The organism is Virgibacillus ndiopensis (genome assembly GCF_900187325.1).
GTDB lineage: Bacteria > Bacillota > Bacilli > Bacillales > Amphibacillaceae > Virgibacillus_E > Virgibacillus_E ndiopensis.
Genome location: NZ_FZMZ01000003.1, coordinates 1 through 18,996 on the forward strand (window position 1 = coordinate 1; position 18,996 = coordinate 18,996).

19 protein-coding genes, 11 tRNA genes and 1 rRNA gene are annotated in these 18,996 nt (G+C 36.9%); 2 read left to right on the forward strand and 29 right to left on the reverse strand.

Going from position 1 to position 18,996, the window contains the following annotated elements; genetic code table 11:
- The 13 genes from CS937_RS00020 to CS937_RS00080 form a co-directional block, all read right to left on the reverse strand.
- Positions 1–126: ribosomal RNA gene (locus tag CS937_RS00020) — 16S ribosomal RNA — on the reverse strand; the annotation flags it as partial.
- A 179-nt stretch (positions 127–305) separates the two neighbouring features.
- Positions 306–379, reverse strand: a tRNA-Ile gene (locus CS937_RS00025).
- Between the two features lie 17 nt (positions 380–396).
- Positions 397–470 (reverse strand) — tRNA-Gly (locus CS937_RS00030).
- 35 nt (positions 471–505) lie between these two features.
- Positions 506–582 (reverse strand) — tRNA-Pro (locus tag CS937_RS00035).
- A 6-nt stretch (positions 583–588) separates the two neighbouring features.
- Positions 589–665 (reverse strand) — tRNA-Arg (locus CS937_RS00040).
- Between the two features lie 61 nt (positions 666–726).
- Positions 727–809, reverse strand: a tRNA-Leu gene (locus CS937_RS00045).
- Positions 810–870: 61 nt separating this feature from the next.
- Positions 871–943 (reverse strand) — tRNA-Lys (locus CS937_RS00050).
- Positions 944–1,026: 83 nt separating this feature from the next.
- Positions 1,027–1,101, reverse strand: a tRNA-Gln gene (locus CS937_RS00055).
- 5 nt (positions 1,102–1,106) lie between these two features.
- Positions 1,107–1,183, reverse strand: a tRNA-Asp gene (locus CS937_RS00060).
- Positions 1,184–1,212: 29 nt separating this feature from the next.
- Positions 1,213–1,284: transfer RNA gene (locus CS937_RS00065), tRNA-Glu, on the reverse strand.
- 7 nt (positions 1,285–1,291) lie between these two features.
- Positions 1,292–1,382, reverse strand: a tRNA-Ser gene (locus tag CS937_RS00070).
- Positions 1,383–1,385: 3 nt separating this feature from the next.
- Positions 1,386–1,460 (reverse strand) — tRNA-Asn (locus CS937_RS00075).
- Between the two features lie 246 nt (positions 1,461–1,706).
- On the reverse strand, positions 1,707–2,162 hold the full coding sequence (locus tag CS937_RS00080; RefSeq protein ID WP_099156463.1) for a SprT family protein: 456 nt from the start codon (positions 2,160–2,162) through the stop codon (positions 1,707–1,709).
- A 174-nt stretch (positions 2,163–2,336) separates the two neighbouring features.
- On the opposite strand from CS937_RS00080, the gene CS937_RS00085 reads away from it, so the two are divergent.
- The gene (locus CS937_RS00085; protein ID WP_099156464.1) at positions 2,337–3,800 is read left to right on the forward strand and encodes a catalase; all 1,464 of its coding nucleotides are present in this window, start codon (positions 2,337–2,339) and stop codon (positions 3,798–3,800) included.
- 332 nt (positions 3,801–4,132) lie between these two features.
- Here the strand turns inward: CS937_RS00085 and CS937_RS00090 are convergent, their stop codons facing one another.
- From CS937_RS00090 to acpS, 13 genes are all read right to left on the reverse strand, one after another.
- Positions 4,133–6,328, reverse strand: a complete 2,196-nt coding sequence (locus tag CS937_RS00090; protein WP_099156465.1) for a Tex family protein — start codon at positions 6,326–6,328, stop codon at positions 4,133–4,135.
- Between the two features lie 78 nt (positions 6,329–6,406).
- Positions 6,407–6,994, reverse strand: a complete 588-nt coding sequence (locus CS937_RS00095) for a SpoIIE family protein phosphatase (protein ID WP_099156826.1) — start codon at positions 6,992–6,994, stop codon at positions 6,407–6,409.
- A gap of 2 nt (positions 6,995–6,996) precedes the next feature.
- Complete coding sequence (gene sigB, locus CS937_RS00100) at positions 6,997–7,788, reverse strand: RNA polymerase sigma factor SigB (protein ID WP_099156466.1); 792 nt, start codon at positions 7,786–7,788, stop codon at positions 6,997–6,999.
- On the reverse strand, positions 7,760–8,236 hold the full coding sequence (rsbW, locus tag CS937_RS00105) for an anti-sigma B factor RsbW (protein WP_099156467.1): 477 nt from the start codon (positions 8,234–8,236) through the stop codon (positions 7,760–7,762). The genes sigB and rsbW overlap by 29 nt, the downstream gene beginning before the upstream one ends.
- Positions 8,236–8,568: an STAS domain-containing protein gene (locus CS937_RS00110; protein ID WP_099156468.1), complete on the reverse strand. Its 333-nt coding sequence runs from the start codon at positions 8,566–8,568 to the stop codon at positions 8,236–8,238. Before CS937_RS00110 ends, rsbW begins: the two co-directional genes overlap by 1 nt.
- A gap of 105 nt (positions 8,569–8,673) precedes the next feature.
- A complete protein-coding gene (locus CS937_RS00115) occupies positions 8,674–9,684 on the reverse strand; it encodes a PP2C family protein-serine/threonine phosphatase (protein ID WP_099156469.1) in 1,011 nt (336 codons plus the stop codon).
- Between the two features lie 139 nt (positions 9,685–9,823).
- Positions 9,824–10,225 carry an anti-sigma regulatory factor gene (locus tag CS937_RS00120; protein WP_099156470.1) on the reverse strand — a complete coding sequence of 134 codons (402 nt, stop codon included), beginning with the start codon at positions 10,223–10,225 and terminating at the stop codon, positions 9,824–9,826.
- Positions 10,226–10,227: 2 nt separating this feature from the next.
- The gene (locus CS937_RS00125) at positions 10,228–10,584 is read right to left on the reverse strand and encodes an STAS domain-containing protein (protein ID WP_099156471.1); all 357 of its coding nucleotides are present in this window, start codon (positions 10,582–10,584) and stop codon (positions 10,228–10,230) included.
- A 5-nt stretch (positions 10,585–10,589) separates the two neighbouring features.
- Entirely contained in the window at positions 10,590–11,459 is an 870-nt protein-coding gene (locus CS937_RS00130; protein ID WP_099156472.1) for an RsbT co-antagonist protein RsbRA, read from the reverse strand.
- A 192-nt stretch (positions 11,460–11,651) separates the two neighbouring features.
- The gene (locus CS937_RS00135; protein WP_099156473.1) at positions 11,652–12,011 is read right to left on the reverse strand and encodes a type II toxin-antitoxin system PemK/MazF family toxin; all 360 of its coding nucleotides are present in this window, start codon (positions 12,009–12,011) and stop codon (positions 11,652–11,654) included.
- A 4-nt stretch (positions 12,012–12,015) separates the two neighbouring features.
- Positions 12,016–12,303 carry a CopG family ribbon-helix-helix protein gene (locus tag CS937_RS00140; RefSeq protein WP_099156474.1) on the reverse strand — a complete coding sequence of 96 codons (288 nt, stop codon included), beginning with the start codon at positions 12,301–12,303 and terminating at the stop codon, positions 12,016–12,018.
- Positions 12,304–12,624: 321 nt separating this feature from the next.
- A complete protein-coding gene (locus tag CS937_RS00145; protein WP_099156475.1) occupies positions 12,625–13,641 on the reverse strand; it encodes a LolA family protein in 1,017 nt (338 codons plus the stop codon).
- Between the two features lie 418 nt (positions 13,642–14,059).
- On the reverse strand, positions 14,060–14,422 hold the full coding sequence (gene acpS / locus CS937_RS00150; RefSeq protein WP_099156476.1) for a holo-ACP synthase: 363 nt from the start codon (positions 14,420–14,422) through the stop codon (positions 14,060–14,062).
- Positions 14,423–14,577: 155 nt separating this feature from the next.
- Here acpS and CS937_RS00155 point away from each other — a divergent pair, with 155 nt between their 5' ends.
- Positions 14,578–15,345 carry a rhomboid family intramembrane serine protease gene (locus tag CS937_RS00155; protein ID WP_099156477.1) on the forward strand — a complete coding sequence of 256 codons (768 nt, stop codon included), beginning with the start codon at positions 14,578–14,580 and terminating at the stop codon, positions 15,343–15,345.
- Positions 15,346–15,398: 53 nt separating this feature from the next.
- Here CS937_RS00155 and CS937_RS00160 read toward each other — a convergent pair whose 3' ends face one another.
- The 3 genes from CS937_RS00160 to cshA form a co-directional block, all read right to left on the reverse strand.
- Positions 15,399–16,820 carry a PH domain-containing protein gene (locus tag CS937_RS00160; protein ID WP_099156478.1) on the reverse strand — a complete coding sequence of 474 codons (1,422 nt, stop codon included), beginning with the start codon at positions 16,818–16,820 and terminating at the stop codon, positions 15,399–15,401.
- Positions 16,813–17,292: a PH domain-containing protein gene (locus CS937_RS00165; protein WP_099156479.1), complete on the reverse strand. Its 480-nt coding sequence runs from the start codon at positions 17,290–17,292 to the stop codon at positions 16,813–16,815. Before CS937_RS00165 ends, CS937_RS00160 begins: the two co-directional genes overlap by 8 nt.
- A gap of 163 nt (positions 17,293–17,455) precedes the next feature.
- Entirely contained in the window at positions 17,456–18,946 is a 1,491-nt protein-coding gene (gene cshA, locus CS937_RS00170; protein ID WP_099156480.1) for a degradosome RNA helicase CshA, read from the reverse strand.
- Positions 18,947–18,996 lie beyond the last annotated feature (50 nt).

The following is an 18,996-nucleotide window of genomic DNA, read 5'->3' on the forward strand; positions in this document are numbered from 1 at the left end:
CACCCGTCCGCCGCTCGTTCCACAAACTCACGCCCCGAAGGGCAGAGTTTGCTTCCCGCGCTCGACTTGCATGTATTAGGCACGCCGCCAGCGTTCGTCCTGAGCCAAGATCAAACTCTCCAAAAAAGTTTGAAATAAGATGACTTACGTCAATCTTATTGTTAGTCTTAGCTAAATTGAAATCAGGGTTTAAAAGATACATAACAGATAAAATCTATCGTTATCTTTTAACCTGTTTTATTCGAAAAACAGTTCATGTTTTTCTTGACATACTGGTTGTTTTGTTCAGTTTTCAAGGAGCAAAATGGGCCTGAGTGGACTCGAACCACCGACCTCACGCTTATCAGGCGTGCGCTCTAACCAGCTGAGCTACAGGCCCAACATAATAAATTATAATGGAGCGGGTGATGAGAATCGAACTCACATCATCAGCTTGGAAGGCTGAGGTTTTACCACTAAACTACACCCGCATGATCTATAAAAATACTTATCTTAGCAACTTCGCTGGTCGGGAAGACAGGATTTGAACCTGCGACCCCATGGTCCCAAACCATGTGCTCTACCAAGCTGAGCTACTTCCCGATAATATGGCGCGCCCGAGAGGAGTCGAACCCCTAACCTCTTGATCCGTAGTCAAACGCTCTATCCAATTGAGCTACGGGCGCCTCAGAAGCGACATATTCTAATGTAACACATACAAACATTTATTGCAAGTATCATTTTCGATGCGGTCGAGAGGACTTGAACCTCCACGGGGTCGCCCCCACTAGGCCCTCAACCTAGCGCGTCTGCCATTCCGCCACGACCGCGTAAGCTTGGCAAAAATAAAATGCCGTGGTTACTCACAGCAGATTTAATGTTCAAATGTGATGAGCCATGAAGGATTCGAACCTTCGACCCTCTGATTAAAAGTCAGATGCTCTACCGACTGAGCTAATGGCTCATGATGTTATAACTGATCTATTAGTTGCGCCCATCGAATAACGAGCTTTGTCAGTATAATAAATTCTTCCTTATAAATAAAAATGGCTGGGCTACCAGGATTCGAACCTGGGAATGACGGGATCAAAACCCGCTGCCTTACCGCTTGGCTATAGCCCAACTAATGGCGGTCCGGACGGGACTCGAACCCGCGACCTCCTGCGTGACAGGCAGGCATTCTAACCAACTGAACTACCGGACCCAACCGTATCATTCATTTATTATAAAAGATGACCCGTACGGGATTCGAACCCGTGTTACCGCCGTGAAAGGGCGGTGTCTTAACCGCTTGACCAACGGGCCATTAAAATGGCGGAGAAGGAGGGATTTGAACCCTCGCGCCGCTTACACGACCTACACCCTTAGCAGGGGCGCCTCTTCAGCCACTTGAGTACTTCTCCATATGGCTCCACAGGTAGGATTCGAACCTACGACCGATCGGTTAACAGCCGATAGCTCTACCACTGAGCTACTGTGGAATAATCTAAGTAAACAATAAGTTACAGTTAAGTATCAATATTATTATCGCGACGAAAAATATAATACAATATTTCCAGTCCATTGTCAATTACTTTTCAACAAAAATAATAAATTATATTTGCTATGTCCAACCTCTTTTTAAAGGGCTTATTTAATTTAACATGGAAGCAATCATTCGTCAATGGATATTAATAGTTTTTTTGCTACCAAGGGCAATTTTTTAACTACATCTATTTTATATGAAGTTATTTTCTTTCCGCAACTAATTTTCCCCTGCATTTCCCACATCTATACTTTCTGACATCAATTCTTCTCATCCGTCTATAAATATGACCACATTCCTTACATTTATATAAATGTTTATATTCCCTTTTAGAAGAAGGAAGAGGTTTACAATGTCTCGGTGAACCTGTTGCTTTTAATAATGTTTTAAACTCAACATCACTATGTTTAAATCCTTTCCCCTCTATATGAAGGTGATAATGGCAAAGCTCGTGTTTTATGATTCCAATAAATTCTTCTTCCATCTCCTTTATATACTTAGGGTTTAATTCTATCCTCTTCTTCGCAGGAACATAACGACCGCCAGTTGTTCGTAAACGCGTGTTAAATTTCACATCGTGGATAAATGGTTTATCAAAGTATTCTATTGAAAGATGATTAACTAAATTAAACAGCTCTGTATCATTTAAGAGATTCATTTGAAACATCCTTATCGGTAATAATTTCTTTTATTCTAGCATATTAAAAACATAGATGCTTTTGTTCTAAAACTCCATTAATTAAAGTTATTATAATTAAATATTGATTTTTAATTAGATTATATTATAATTGGAGTTGAGAGATTTAATTTAAATAAGGAGAGGGGATTTACATTGAGTAATAATAAAAACAGACTTACTACTGCATCCGGGATTCCAGTTGGAGATAATCAAAATTCAGTAACTGCAGGTTCTAATGGACCGGTATTAATTCAAGATTTTCATTTACTAGAAAAGCTAGCTCATTTTAATAGAGAACGCATTCCAGAGCGTGTTGTTCACGCAAAAGGTGCAGGTGCACATGGTTACTTCGAAGTAACAAATGACGAAATTTCTAAATATACTAAAGCTGATTTTCTAAGCGAAGCTGGCAAGCGAACAGATATGTTTATTCGCTTTTCAACAGTTGCAGGTGAGCTTGGCTCTGCTGACACTGTTCGCGACCCACGTGGATTCGCAGTGAAATTTTATACAGAAGAAGGAAACTATGATCTAGTTGGTAACAATACACCAATTTTCTTCATTCGTGACGCAATCAAGTTCCCTGACTTCATTCATACACAAAAACGTCATCCACAAACACATTTAAAAGATGTAAACATGGTTTGGGATTTCTGGTCACTATCACCGGAATCATTGCATCAAATTACTTATTTGCATGGTGATCGCGGACTGCCAGCAACACTTCGTCATATGAATGGGTATGGTAGTCACACATATAAATGGGTTAATGACCAAGGAGAAGCCTTCTGGGTGAAATATCACTTCATTAGTGAACAAGGTGTGAAAGGTCTTGACGTTGATTTAGCAGATAAACTTGCAGGAGAAAATCCTGATTATCATACAGAAGATCTTTATAATGCAATTGATCAAGGTGATTTCCCTGCATGGAAATTGTATGTTCAAATCATACCATATGAAGATTATAAAACGTATAAATGGGATTTATTCGATGTTACAAAAACAGTATCACAAAAAGACTACCCACGTATCGAGGTTGGTCGTATGGTACTAAACCGTAATCCTGAGAACTATTTTGCAGAAGTTGAGCAATCTGCGTTCACACCAGGTAATCTTGTTCCAGGGATTGAAGCTTCTCCAGACAAAATGCTTCAAGGTCGTATATTTAGTTATGGTGATGCACACCGTTATCGTCTTGGTGCTAACAATCAACAAATACCAATTAACCGCCCAGTCAATGAGGTAAAGAACTATCAACGAGATGGTGCTATGCGTGTAGACGGAAATGGCGGAAACACTCCAGTTTATGAACCGAATAGCTTAAATGGACCGGCTGAGGATATCACTTCAAAAGGAAATCCTTTCGAAGTTCATGGTGTGGCCGACAGTGTTGCATACGATAGTGAAGATCACTATACTCAACCAGGTGACCTTTACAGATTAATGAGTGTAGATGAGAGAGACCGTCTTATCGAAAACTTTGTTAATCATATGAAGCCAGTTGAAAGTGATGAAATCAAACTACGCCAAATTGAACATTTCTATAAAGCAGATCCTGAATGGGGCGAAAGAATTGCTCAAGGTTTAGGCTTAGCTGTTCCTGAAAGCGTAAAATAGAATAATTAACAATACTAAAGAATAGTGCGAATCCGCACTATTCTTTTTTTATAAAAGCACTTTTCACATAGTTTATTGGTAGTTATAGAAAATGCGATATAAGCGGCGTGTTGATTTCACATTTTTTGTAGCTTTCTGCCACGCAGCCTGTTAACACTTTGCGCATCCTTGGAGACTGGAGAGCCCTTGGTGCGCGTAGTGTATTTCCGTAGCAATTGGAAGCGGCGAATTACGATCGTAGTTTGTTTCAACTATTAGATAAGATGTAGCATTTGAAAAAACAACCTTCATAAAAAAAGACCAGCTATCTTAAAAGATAACCAGCCTTTACTTTACTTTTCACTTTTAACCATCGATAAAGCAATCCTGCCTTTTGTTGTATCAATTTGCTCTACCCAAACAGTTACCACATCCCCAACAGCTGCAATATCCATAGGATGCTTAACAAACTGATTGGACATTTTTGAAATATGAACGAGGCCATCCTGTTTTACACCGATATCCACAAAGACACCGAAGTCCACTACATTTCTTACAGTACCCTGCATTTCCATTCCAGGTTGTAGGTCTTCCATTGTAAGAACGTTTTGTTTTAACAATGGTTTTGGTAAATCGTCACGTGGATCCCGTTCAGGACGACTTAATGCACTCATAATGTCAATTAGTGTTGGTTCACCAATATCAAGCTTTTCTGCAATTTCTTTTTTATCTAACGTCTTTAATTTTTCCTGTAAAACATCTGAACCGATATCATTTAATTCGCAGCCAAGCATTTTTAAAAGCTCCGCTACTTGTGCGTAACTCTCTGGATGAATCGGGGTACGATCCAATGGATGTTCACCATCAACAATTCGTAAAAATCCTATACTTTGCTCATACGTTTTTGCACCTAGTCTTGGTATTTTTTTCAATTGCTTGCGATTCGTAAATTTACCTTCTTCATTACGCTTGTTTACAATATTGTTCGCTACTGTTTTACTTAATCCCGAGACATATTGTAGTAAGGAAGATGACGCTGTATTAACATTTACACCAACTTGGTTAACAGCTGTCTCGACTACAAATGATAACGATTCATTTAATGCTTTTTGACTAACATCATGCTGATATTGTCCAACACCAATTGATTTTGGATCAATTTTCACGAGTTCGGCTAGAGGATCTTGTACACGCCTAGCAATAGAAGCAGCACTTCTTTCTTCAACTTGTAAATCCGGGAATTCCTCACGTGCTAATTTAGATGCAGAGTAAACACTAGCACCCGCTTCATTAACAATAATATAAGGCACATCCAACTTATGCTTTGAAATCAGATCAGCAATAAATCGTTCTGATTCACGCGAAGCTGTACCATTTCCAATCGCGATTAACTCCACTTTATACGTATTTATGAATTCCATAACTATCTTTTCTGCACCAGCTGTATCGTGCTTAGGTGCAGTAGGATACATCACACTTACAGAATGTACTTTACCTGTTTCATCAACAACAGCGAGTTTACATCCCGTTCTGAAAGCAGGATCGACACCTAATACTGTTTTTCCTTTCAAAGGTGGTTGTAGCAATAAATTTTTCAGGTTCTTCGAGAAAACATCAATTGCTTGTTCTTCTGCTTTTTCCGTTAAACTATTACGTATTTCACGTTCAATTGAAGGCTGAATCAAGCGTTTATAACTATCCTCAATAGCCGCATCTAATATATCTACTAAACTTTGTTCGGTATTTGATTTAAGAATTTTTTTCTTTAAAAATTGAACAATCCGCTCCATTGGTGGTTCGATGGAAACCTTCAATATATCTTCCTTTTCCCCACGGTTTAGAGCAAGGATACGATGAGATACCATTGACCTTACAGCCTCATTGTAATCATAATACATCTCGTAAACGGCTTTTTCGTCTAGTTCAGCAGTTTTTACATTAGAATGAACCGTTCCACGTTTAAAGGTTTCTTCCCGAATATAGTCACGATACTCAGGGTCATCAGAAATCCATTCAGCAATTATATCATTTACACCACTTAGAACATCTTCCATCGTATGTAATTCATGCTCTTCAGAAAAATATTTCTCTGATTCAGTAGAGATGTTAATAGCTTCTTGATTCCATACTAGTTCAGCCAAAGGTTCCAATCCTTTTTCTTTGGCAATCGTTGCTTTTGTTCTACGTTTTTGCTTGTATGGACGATATAAGTCCTCTACCCGTTGCAATTGTGTTGCATCTGTAATTTCTTTTTCAAGTTCCTCCGTTAATTTACCTTGTTCATCAATTAAACGAATAACTTCTTGTTTGCGTTCTGCTAAATTAACAGCATAATGCCATTTATCCTGGATCAACTTGATTTGTACTTCATCAAGTCCTCCTGTTTGTTCCTTTCTATATCGGGCAATAAATGGTACTGTATTTCCCTCGTCCATTAATCCAATAACTGTCTTCACAATACTTGTTTTTACCTGGGTTTCTTTTGCTACCCACCCAGTTAGATTTTGTTCTAATTCTACTGCCACGGTTGTTGCCTCCTTTACATACATATTCAGTTTACCAAAGTAATCGATGTTTTCCCAATAAGACCATAATGTAAGGAGGCCGACATCGTCATGTCAGCCTCCTTACCCTACGTATCTTATTGCAATTAATGTTGTATCATCATTTCTTGGTTCACTGTTCACTTGTTCAAAGGTTTTTGTGATTTCATTTACCTCTTTATTTAAAAAATACTTCTGTGACAAATCTGAATCTAATACGCCATCTGAAAACATGATGAAATTCATATTAGGCTCTATTTTTTCAGTAACTATTTTAAACGGTCGATGATAACCTGCTAGATATCCTACATTAGGAATATTGCGTTTCTTATTCCCATCCGCCGTTATTGTCATTACACCAATATTTCCAATTGAGGAAAATGAATAACGATTGGATTGATAGTTTATCTTTAAAATCCCTAATACAACACCGCGTTTCCCAATAAGTTTTTCGTTACTCTTTTTTATTAACTGTTCGACCGATACGTTTACATTATCTTTTATTATATCAACCACTATTTGAGACGATTCTTTTGCAAATTCTCCACTGCCTAATCCATCTGCTAAAGCGCAGATAAATTCATTTTCGGTTTCTGAATAAAAGTAGCTATCACCACAATGATAATTTCCTTTTTTAGCCTTTTGGTAAACAGCTACCTGAACGTTTTCCATTTTCAATCCAAAACCTCCGCGCTCTCGGATTGAATTGTTTCACGTAGCTTCCTTAGTGCACGACGCTGCAATCTGGAAACATGCATTTGTGAAATACCTAATAATTCCCCGGTCTCCTTTTGGCTTCTGTTGTCAAAATAGGTATGTTGCAGAATTTGTTGTTCCCGTTCAGAAAGGATTGGCATAATCTTCTCTAATAGCATTTTTTGATCAATATTTTCATAGCCGTTTTCTTCCTTCCCAACAAGATCCAATATAGCTACTGTACTTCCGTCAGAGTCAGCTTCAATTTTCCGATCAACAGAAAGTGCTTTATAGCTTTTACCCATCTCCATTGTTTCCAATACATCTTCCTCAGAAACTTCTAGATATGCAGCAATTTCCATTACAGTAGGTGACTTTTGATTGGATGTGGTCAATTCATCGACAGCTTTTTTTATTTTCGGCCCTAATTCTTTAATACGTCGTGGTACATGGACACTCCATGTTTTATCACGGATAAAACGTTTTATTTCACCAATTATTGTTGGTATCGCAAAGGATTCAAAAGATTTACCGTATGTCGCGTCATAACGTCTGATCGCCGCCAGCAAGCCTATCATACCAACTTGAACCAAATCCTCATGAATACTGCTATTCTTTGAATATTTCCTAGCAATTGATTCTACAAGGTCTTTGTAGGTAAGTACAATTTTCTCTTGTATTACTTCATCAGTCGGATCGCTTTGTAAATGTTCTATCCATTGGTAAACCTCGTCTCTTCCCTTATTGTGTGGTTGAGATTTGGTCGTCATCAAAGTCCACCTCGGTTTCTTGAAGGTACTTCGTCATTAAAACAATAACACCATGGTTATTGTTAATCTCTACCTTGTCCATCAAGGTATTAATTAAGAAAAGTCCGAAGCCCCCTTCTCGAAGATTTTCAACGGATTCTGTATGGTTATAAGGACCGATTCCTCCTTTGACTTCATTCAAATCAAAGCTTCCACCATGATCTGCCACCATTATTTCAAGACGATTATCATATACCCCAAATCCAATTGTAACTTCACCCTCATCTTCATCTTTGTAAGCATGCGTAACTGCATTTGTAATCGCTTCAGAGATGGCAACTTTTAAATCTTCAATTTCTTCATAAGAAAACCCCATTCTATTTGCAACCCCGGAAATACTTAACCGAATTACACCAACATATTCCGCTTTTGCGGGAACCTTCATTTCGATAAAGTCAAATGTTTCCATTACTCACTTCCACCTTTTATCGCAGCATTAATATCTATAATTTCATTTAGTCCTGTAATTTTGAACAAACGATAAACACGATCCTGTAAATTGATTAATTTTAACTGGCTATTATTTTCTTTTGATGATTTCAAAGCACTAATAAAAATTCCTAGACCTGTACTATCCATGTAATTAACATCTTCAAGATCAACCTCAACGATTTGAGCTTCTATCTTTGTCAATGGTAGTAAGACATCCTTTAATTGCGGTGCTGTATACGCGTCAATTTCACCTGTTAGAATAACTTTCGACTTTTTATTTTCTTCCTTAACCTCGATTGCTAAATCCATCTAACCATCCTCCATTATTCGAAATCTACGAACGTATCCATCTATAGTAAACATTGCATTTTCAAAATACTATTATGAAATTTATATACCCTGCTTCGAAAAATGTTAAACTTCTCTACGCAAAATTATTAGTGTAAAATCATCCCGTAATTGAAAATTTTGCAATCGTTCAAAGTGTTTATAGACGTGATCGACAATTTTCTGGACGGGTAAATGTGCATAGCTTTTAATTACCTCTAGTACTTCTTCACTCTCTATAAAGCGATCTCCATCTCTACACTCCGTTACACCATCGGTCAATAAAATGACCATATCACCTTTTTCTACATATCGTTCATAACGTTCGTAATTAGATTCTGATGAAACTCCTAAGACAAGTCCATTTGCCTCAATTTCTTTAAAAGCATCTTCTTTTTTGTGGTAATAAAATCCAGGTTCATGACCGGCGGAGGAATAGCGTAGTTTGTGTTCAGACGGCATATATTGTGCATAAAACATTGTTATAAACATGCTTGGATCAACATTACGTTCGACAACCCGATTTAAATTTTCCAATATAGCCTTTGGACTCATTGATTCTTCCGGAAAACTATCCATCGAATATTTAATCATTGACATACATAATGCTGCAGGTACTCCTTTACCAACGACATCGGCTATGGCAACTCCAAGTGATCCATCACGACCTTTAATAAAGTGATGATAATCTCCATTCATTTGATGGGCAGGTACGCTTACTACACCAATATCTAAGCCCTCTATTTTTGGTTTTGTAGTCGCAAGTAAAGTTTCTTGCATTCCTGCGGCCACAGATATCTCTGTTTTTAATTCCAACTGTTTTTCTCTTAGTGTTTGATATTCTTGATGTGCCATACCATACGAAATCATTGTTTCTAAAAGAAAATTCATGGAATGTCCTGTTTTTTCAGATAAGTTAGGATACAACTCTGCTAATGCCTGTATGTGCAGATTCACAATTTCCTCAGGCGGAACATTATTTTTTATAAATGATTTACTGATCTGTTCAGCACCATATAAAGATTGTTCATCACGTGTATCAATATAACGTTTTAACAAATCTTTATAATTAGCTGCATCTAAATTTACGACATCCATTGACATTCCCCTTATTATGGAGTTGATTTATTATTGTTTATAACTATTCATTAAAGGCAGTCCGTCAATATGAACCTTTACGTAACAGACAGCCCCTTCTATCTAACTATTAAAATTGGTCAATAAAAAAATAGTAGTTCTATCTTACATATTTTATCGATCTAACTTCTGTACCTTTTCCTTCTTCTGATTTAATATCAAATTCATCCATTAGTCGTTTCACACCAGGAAGTCCAGCTCCTAGGCCACCAGACGTTGAGTAGCCATCTTCCATAACTTGGCTAATATCTCTGATTCCGGGTCCTGAATCAACCGCTATCATGCTTATCCCTTTTTGATTAATAGTGTCAATTACTTCAAAACAGATTTGCCCTGTTTCAGCATATAAATAAATGTTACGAGCTAGTTCTGATATAGCAGTTGCAATACGTGCCTGGTCAACAGTGCCAAAACCAATTTTTTTTGCTATATCACGCCCCATTTGCCGTGCTCCGACGATATCCCATTCTTTGTTGATGTTAATGCAGGATTGGAGACCCATATCTATTCCCCCAATTCCTGATGTAGTTTAATTAGGCCTTGTTCTAGATCTAACGCAGTTGGTACATTTTTCAGATGAATTCCCAAATCAATTAATGTCATGGCAACTGCTGGTTGGATGCCTGTTAATACTACCTTCGCCCCCATGAGATCTGACATAGTAACAACATCGCCCAAAACCTTTGCAATAAAGGAATCTATAATTTCTACGGATGTTAAGTCGATCACTACTCCGGATGAACCGCTTTGATGAATTTTACTTAATAAATCTTCTTGGAATTGTATAGCAGTATTATCATCTATTTCTGTTTGAATAGAAATAAGTAAGTAATTGTGTAATTTCAAGATAGGTATTCTCATCGTTTTCACTCCCCATTTAATGAATCTAACATTTTCTCGATGCTTTCCTCTTTTCCTTCTAAATCAACTATTTTTCGATTCGTAATTTCCAATGCCGCTGTAAATCCTTTTCGAAGCGAGCTTTTTGTTGGGAATTTCCCAAGATCAATACCTAAATTTACAATAGTTTGTGCAATCTCGGGTCGAATACCTACGAGAATGCAAGTTGATCCAACCAATCGAACAGCCTCTGCTGCTTGGATGATATGATGAGCAACCATCGTGTCAACAACAGGAACACCTGTAATATCAATTAGAACTACCTCAGCATTATGTCTGATTACACCTTCAAGTAAATTCTCCATAATCAACTTCGCACGTTCTGTATCAATTGTCCCAATTAAAGGCATTATCGTAATACTATCCATCACTGGGATAAGAGGTGCAGATAACTCTTGTAGCGCTACTCTTTGTAATGATACGATATGCTCCCAGCTTCCTGAATACTCATTAACCAGTTGACGAATAATAGGTTCCACCCATAAATCAACACTTCTTAGAACATCAGAAATGTAGGTTGAATCAACTTGTTCAGACTGACTGAGGATATAATCAACTGTTACTCTTCTAAAAACCTGAAGACCATCCGTAATATAACTGAGCGGCCAACCCAAATTTATTAGCTTCTCAGAAAACTCCTCTAATGAAATAGAAATACCTTGCTTTTGAATGCTTGAAAAAATAACATTAACAAATTCTCTATTTGTATTTTCAAAAAGTTCATCAGTAATGGATGAAGTGTAATTTCCATCCTTTAATGAATCAATTTCATCTAGCCACATATGTACAATTGTATCGCTATTATCTATTACTATTTTTTTGAATTTCCCATCCATTGTTTAGCCCCCAAAATATATAAAATTTATTATTATTGTCATATGGTATCGAATATTGCGCGAATTTATTCTTGCCTTATTATACCATAAAATATGATTACATTAGAGGGGAACATTGTACTAACTATTACGGCAGGATAAAAAATTGAACATAAAAAAACCCCCGTTCGCTGTAAATAACAAGGGGTTTGCTTATTGTCCGTACATTTCTTTAAGTCCAAGACTTATTTCTAATGCATGATCAATTTTATCCATCATTTCATTGTCTAACTTTGTAATTTTATCTGTCAGCCTTTGCTTATCTAACGTTCTAATTTGTTCTAACAATATGACTGAATTACGATCAAATCCATAGCGTTTTGCGTTAATCTCCACATGAGTTGGGAGTTTCGCCTTTTGAATCTGAGCAGTAATAGCTGCAACAATCACGGTAGGACTAAATCGATTTCCAATATCATTCTGTAAGATCAGCACCGGGCGTATGCCCCCCTGCTCTGATCCAACCACAGGGGAAAGGTCAGCGAAATATACTTCGCCTCTTTGAACGATCAAATTATTACACCCCGATCACAGAGCGCTCTAAGGTGTTTTTTTCTGCCTCCTCTTCAGCTTGAAAAGCCTCCGAAGCGATAGTTAGATTAATTCTAGCCATTTCCGTGTATCCCTTTTGCATCGATTCACGAAATTGTTGGATATGCTCATCTTTTTTAGATTCTAAATAGTTTCTCGTTGCTTGACATATGAAGTCACTCAAATCTGTATTTTCATACTTCATTAATCCATCCACCTCATTTAACAGGTTTTTTGGTAACCTTACTAAGATTTCCTGTATGCTCTCTGACAAAACCATACACCTCCGCCAACTGTTGAACGACCGATATAAAATTCATCTTTTATCATATCATTGTAAACTACGCTTTGCAAAGGCTTGGAAAGAAATTTTTTAATAAATATCTTGTTTTTCTCGTTTTAAATTAACTTCACTGTGGTATATATATTTATTTTAGGATATAAATATTATGCAATTTATCGTTAAAAAAATTTACTTGATGGTAGTTTTTGCTTCATTTGTTAAGATTATACCCTATCAATCAACGTATTTCAGCCAATGAATAAATAAAAAGCAGACCCCCTCTCCTTAAGAGTCTGCTTGGAAAGCCACAATTTATTTCACTGCTTTTCCTTGAACAGATTTCGCAACTTCGATTAATTCTTCTTTTGTTAAGTCTTTACTTGCTAAATAAAAATCCATTCCATTGCTGCTCCATTCAATGGAATTATCAGAAATTGCACCAATTGTATGTCCAAGGTTCACAATTTCTCCATTTACCTCTTGTGGAGAGGAGAGAGTTGGTACTACTTCTTGCTTCTCTTCAATTAATGTAAAATTCTTCTCACCTTCAAAGGTCATAACGACGCGTTGTCCATTTTCCAAGTCTATCTGCTTCTTCTCGGTTATTTCACTACCCGATGTTTCAGTTGGAAGCACCACTGTAAACGCACCCATGTTTTCATTAGTCGATGCAGTTGTTTCTGCTGTGCCGGTTGTCATATTTTTCTCTAAAGCAAAATCATCATCTTTAAAACTAGAATTTGTATCAAAGTTTTTAAACTTCACTTCAACAAGCGCATTTTTGTCTTTATCTAATACTTTAACTAATTTTGGTGTATATGACTTTTTGTCAATATGAATTTCTTGATATGGCAAATTATTATTACTTTGATAATTTGTTTTAGTTCGGAAAATATAGGCTGAATCACTTACTTCAAATTCTGCATCTTTATCCTTTACAATATCTTGCACAAGTGACTGGAACAAATACGGCTGACTTGTTTTTTCTGGCCAGTCTCGCTGGAACTTAAAGCTTTTATTTAGTGCAGGAGTCAAAACAAAAACACCGTCTTCATTTTTTAATATAATTTGACTCCCTTTTTCATCCTGGTTATTTTTTAATGCTACCCGGTAAAAGTCTTTTTTCTTATGCCAAATATCAAGCTGGTATTTCAGACTTTCTGGTCCAGTGTTCATTTTCATTTCTGCCTCTGCCTTATACCCGTTCATATTTTCTAGCTTATCTTCTAATTTTTTCACAACATCTTCCTGGGATTTCTCACCACAGGCAGCTAGTAATAGGATCAGGCAAAAGACAACTGCTATCCAGATACCAAATGTTTTTTTCATGGACATATCTCCCTTGTCTCATTTCCGGAACTAAAGAACAGACGCTAAACGCCCGAACTAAAAAGCGGATTAAAATTATCCACTTGCTCACGTACAAAATTCCTTAAACTAGGACAAAGGGAACCTCCACCATCACTACCATTAAATGCACAATTGACCGCTCGAATACCTTTCTAAACAGGCATGCATACGCAAACATAGTATGCTTTTAAGTATGGCTAGTACCGTTTTTACTACTTCACATTCTTCCCCCCTTGCTTTTACATCTAAAATGTTATCCCTTCCATACCGGTTTTCATACACACTGTTACGGTCTAAAATCATACATATCCTTGTGGTGAAACTACATGCTTGTTCCCTCCTACCCGCACTAAAATATATGAGACAACCTTAGCAAATATGCAAAATACCCTATTAGTTATTTATCTTCTATCACGACTTGAGCTACGGCATATTCCTTACTATGTGTGATGGAAATAAAAATTTTATATTCAGTAGAACTTTGCACCATCATCATTGGGGCACCTAGATCATTCGGTAAAATTTCAATATGTTGGAAGCTCAGCTTTCCAATTCCAGTTCCTATAGCCTTGGCATATGCTTCTTTAGCAGCAAACCTTCCTGCAAGAAATTCTACCTTCCGCATCTCACCGGTTAAACTATTGTATACTTCTCGTTCATTAACAGTTAAAATTCGATCTATAAATCGCTGCTCATTATGGTTTATATTTTTTTGTATGCGATTCAATTCAATTAAATCTATTCCTATTCCCTGTATCATTTGTATAAACAACCTTTCTCTGGAATATTACTATTATTTTTTAATAAGCTTATTATTGTATTACCTTTCCGTTTTTTAGTACTCTAATAATGGTCATACTATGAAATAATACTGATTACACTAATAATAACAATTTTATATAGAGGGGAATAACTATGTTCATTCGTACGGAAAAAAGTATCAAAGATTTCATTCGTTTTTACCCTATTGTGTCCACCCTTGTGATTATTCATCTAGTGTTATGGTTTTTAATAAACTTTTTGCAATTACCAATCGGTCTACAGTTTTTTCAGTGGGGTGCAGGATATAATTTAGGCATTCATAATGGGGAATATTGGCGATTAGTGACACCGATTATTCTGCATGGTGATTTTATGCATGCACTATTCAATTCATTTTCTCTCGTATTATTCGGTCCTGCATTAGAACAAATGCTAGGAAAAGCCAAGTTCCTCATAGCCTATTTTGCAGCGGGGATCGTTGGCAACCTTGCAACCTATCTTATTGAACCAACCGCCTTTTATTCCCATATCGGTGCATCTGGTGCTATATTTGGTTTATTTGGAATCTATGTTTATATGGTATTGTTTAGAAAAGATTTAATTGATCAAGCCAATGCGCAAATTGTATTAGTTATTTCAATTATCGGCCTAATTATGACATTCTTACGTCCCGGTATAAACATTTACGCACATATTTTCGGATTTATCGGAGGTTTTGCACTGGCACGATTACTATTATCACGTGTAAAGCCATTTTCTCCCTGGCGTAATCAACCGAACAGACGAGATGGCAGTACAGTTCAATTCAACCCGAATCGCTGGAAAAAGAGACGTATATTACCCAGAGGTCTAGGCAAGACAATAATATGGATTGTATTAGGAATTCTTGTACTGTTGGGTCTTATGAGTAGAATATTATAAAAGGAGCCTAGAGAATCAAGTACGTGTCAAACTTGATTTTACTAGGCTCCTTTTTATCGATAAGAATACCAAACTGCCAAACGGTTTACATCCTCATCATCAATATCTTTTAATTTATAATGTCTACCACCTAAATCGGAAACAATCGATAATTTAGGTGTTGCAAGTTTTTGACCTCTTTGAACCCAATGCTGATTTTTCTCAAAAGCTTGCACCCTTTTGTGAAAAACGACAACCGTCTTACGGTTAAACCGTCGATATCGAATAGTTAATTGTTCATCATCAAGGCGAAATCCACCATCCTGGAATCGTAAATATCCAAGGTACATACTGGCAATTAACAGTAAAAGTGGAACCCAGCTAAACTGTAGCAACCAATATACTACACCCGCTATTAGAAAGATAAATAGATACATTGATCGTAAAAAATAAAATTTCTTCGCTTGTTTTGGTAACTCGATTAATTCATCTCTATTTGATACGTACTCTGGAAGAAACTTTTGCAAAAACGCATCTATCTCAGTAGTTTTTATAATTGGGAAAAGTACGGAAGAAAAGTCTTCCCCCTTTTCTAAGGAGCCCCCCGCCACCTCTGCGTATAGGGTTGCATATCCAAGAGGTTGTCTTATAATGCTTTCATCAATCCCAATTGCCTGAATTCGTTTTAGCGGAATGGTAAGCTGTTTTTTCTCAAGTAATCCTCTCGTTATAAAGAGTTCACCATTGTTTCTTGTAATCGTAAAATTCCCGTATTTTATCATTGTACCCGCAATTCCAAGTAGCCATATCAGTAATAGTATAGCGACAGCAAGTACGATAATGACCGTAATACTTAGTTTTATAATCATTTGATACGTACTATCGTAAAAGTCATCCGGAATAAATTGCTCCATTTCCGAAAAAAATAACGCGATTATAGCGAAAATAATACCTACACTACCAGATGTTGTTCCAGCTAAAAATAACTGTTTAAGCGCTAGCTTGGATGTGGGCTTGCTTATTTCTTCTTTTGTTTCTTCAACAGACATTGATTCTTGTTTCGAAATTTCTTTTAATTCTTCTCTAAGCTTTACGCCTTCGCTTAATTTTACTGCTTTTAGGGATCCCTCAGCCCCGGTTCCGCTACTTGCAGTTTCAATTTTTACGCTTACAAGCTTAAACAGGCGATGAATAACCCCTTCTGTTAAATCAATCGATTGAACACGGTTTTTTGGAATATAACGCTTCTTTCGAACAAAAACGCCATATTCAATTCTTAGTTCTCCATCTTCAATTCGATAAGTATAACGATACCATGACAGAATACTAAATATAATTAAACCTATTAAAAATACTGCCGTAACTAGGACAAAATAAATAAAAGTATCATCTTTAAAAGCAAAGAATCCGGCACCAATCGGAAATATAGCTTCTTTTAATGCCTTTATAAAATTGAAAAAAATCACTGTTGGATGAAGTCGCTTTTCCTCAAACATCTTCTTCATCCACCCTTGCTAGAGCTGATATTTTATCCCGTAGCTGAGACGCGTCTTCTTCATATAAAGCAGGGACTTCATGTGTAGTTGCAGCTGTTGAAATGGTAACACTAGCAAGCTGGAACTTTTTTAAAATCGGTCCTTGCTTTGTATCAACATGTTGTACTCTGATCATTGGCACCAGGGTGCGTGATACAATAAAGATTCCATGTTGAATATAAATTTCCTGATCAAATACCTCATATCTCCACCTTCTAAAGCGAATCTTTGGAACCATAAACACAAACAAATATGTACTTATACCACATATTATTATTGCTGCACCAGCATACCAAAGCGAAAAATCAAGTAGTAAAGAAATAATGAAGCCAGCAATAACAATTAACCATATGATGCCCATAAAAATTGCTTCGGAAATTTTCCATGCCTTCACAGCATCTTCAGCAATTGTATTTTTTGGCGGTTGTCTCATATATACCCCTCCATTCGATGAACCGTTTACCACTATCATGTCATACGATCTTACTATTGGAAAGGTTTCCTGACTCTTAATGTTCCTATTGTGGATATAACTCTCATTATATAATCCAAATAAAAAAAGCTCCTGTGCGGCTTAGGAGCTTTTGTTGTTTATATTAGTCGCGATTTCTGCGTTTTTGAAAATTACCTTTTCGATTGCGACCGCCTTGATTTCGTCCACCTTGAGAACGTCCACCTTGGCCACCACGTCCTTTTCCTTTACCATAATAATTTCGCTTATTGCCACCACGACGATTATTATCTTTGCTACTTTTAGCCTTTTTCACACTAATTGGCTGTACAGAAGAAATTTGAACAGGTGTGTTTCTTCGTTCTTTCGTTAATAGCTTAAGCGCAGCAGCGATAATAGTAACTGAATCATTTTCTTGAAGCAATTCGCTTGCAGTTTGATGATATGAATTTAAATCTTTCATTTCAATTGTCTTTATAATTTTATCAACCGTTACTTGTTGCTGGCCACGCTGTGCTTCTTGATTTGTTGGTGGCATAAGACGTTTCATTTTACTTTTTGTTACTTTTTCAATCAAATGTAAGTGTGCAATTTCTCTAGGCGTAATAAATGATATAGCTTCTCCAGTACGTCCTGCACGGCCTGTACGACCAATTCGGTGTACATAGCTTTCTGGATCTTGAGGGATATCAAAGTTGTATACATGCGTTACACCTGAAATGTCTAGACCACGGGCCGCAACATCTGTTGCAACTAGCACTTCTACGCGTCCATTTTTAAATTTATTTAATACAGACATACGTTTACCTTGTGTAAGGTCTCCATGTATACCTTCTGCACGAAAGCCGCGAACTTGTAATCCTTCTGTTATTTCATCCACACGTTTTTTAGTTCTTGCAAAAATAATTGCCAACGCCGGCGCGTGAATATCCAAATGATTATTTAACGTATCAAACTTATACTTTTCCGGAACTTCCACAAAGTATTGATCAATATTTTCAACAGTCATTTCTTTCGCTTTAACTTTGATTTCATCTGGGCTTTTCATCAAGGTATTTGCGATTTCACGAATTTCTTTAGGCATTGTTGCTGAAAATAACAATGTTTGTCTTTCTTCTGGAATTCCTTTTAGTATGTCGCGAATGTCGTCAATAAAACCCATATTTAACATTTCATCGGCTTCATCTAATACAGCAGTCTGTACATTATCTATACGAATTGTTTTTCTTCGCATATGGTCAAGTAAGCGACCTGGCGTTGCCACGACAATATGTGGACCATCCTTTAATGCACGAATTTGTCTTTCCATATGCTGCCCACCATAAACTGGCAATGTACGTAATCCCTTAAATTTACCTAAACGATTTATTTCTTCTGCAACCTGAATTGCTAGTTCACGTGTAGGGGCAACAACTAGCCCTTGAATTTTGCGGACAGTTTTATCAATCTTTTCGATCATTGGGATACCAAATGCAGCGGTTTTCCCAGTTCCAGTTTGTGCTTGTCCTATTACATCTTTCCCTTGCATAGCAAGTGGAATTGTCTGTGCTTGAATCGGTGTCGCTTCCTCAAAACCCATCTTTTCTAAAGCTTTCATTATAGGTTGAGAAACACCTAAATCATAAAATGTAGTCACCTTAATAGTCTACTCCTTTTTTCCTTGAAAATTTATTCGCATGAACCAAA

Coding starts and splice junctions, on each gene's coding strand:
- CS937_RS00115 (WP_099156469.1), bottom strand. CDS start 9,684: ATGGATGTCGTAAATTTAGATGCAGCTAATTATAAAGATTTGTTAAAA.
- CS937_RS00155 (WP_099156477.1), top strand. CDS start 14,578: ATGTTCATTCGTACGGAAAAAAGTATCAAAGATTTCATTCGTTTTTAC.
- sigB (WP_099156466.1), bottom strand. CDS start 7,788: ATGACGACCAAATCTCAACCACACAATAAGGGAAGAGACGAGGTTTAC.
- CS937_RS00145 (WP_099156475.1), bottom strand. CDS start 13,641: ATGAAAAAAACATTTGGTATCTGGATAGCAGTTGTCTTTTGCCTGATC.
- acpS (WP_099156476.1), bottom strand. CDS start 14,422: ATGATACAGGGAATAGGAATAGATTTAATTGAATTGAATCGCATACAA.
- CS937_RS00090 (WP_099156465.1), bottom strand. CDS start 6,328: ATGTATGTAAAGGAGGCAACAACCGTGGCAGTAGAATTAGAACAAAAT.
- CS937_RS00110 (WP_099156468.1), bottom strand. CDS start 8,568: ATGGATTTAGCAATCGAGGTTAAGGAAGAAAATAAAAAGTCGAAAGTT.
- CS937_RS00165 (WP_099156479.1), bottom strand. CDS start 17,292: ATGAGACAACCGCCAAAAAATACAATTGCTGAAGATGCTGTGAAGGCA.
- CS937_RS00125 (WP_099156471.1), bottom strand. CDS start 10,584: ATGAGAATACCTATCTTGAAATTACACAATTACTTACTTATTTCTATT.
- CS937_RS00095 (WP_099156826.1), bottom strand. CDS start 6,994: ATGGAAAACGTTCAGGTAGCTGTTTACCAAAAGGCTAAAAAAGGAAAT.
- rsbW (WP_099156467.1), bottom strand. CDS start 8,236: ATGGAAACATTTGACTTTATCGAAATGAAGGTTCCCGCAAAAGCGGAA.
- CS937_RS00080 (WP_099156463.1), bottom strand. CDS start 2,162: ATGAATCTCTTAAATGATACAGAGCTGTTTAATTTAGTTAATCATCTT.
- CS937_RS00120 (WP_099156470.1), bottom strand. CDS start 10,225: ATGGGTCTCCAATCCTGCATTAACATCAACAAAGAATGGGATATCGTC.
- CS937_RS00160 (WP_099156478.1), bottom strand. CDS start 16,820: ATGTTTGAGGAAAAGCGACTTCATCCAACAGTGATTTTTTTCAATTTT.
- CS937_RS00130 (WP_099156472.1), bottom strand. CDS start 11,459: ATGGATGGGAAATTCAAAAAAATAGTAATAGATAATAGCGATACAATT.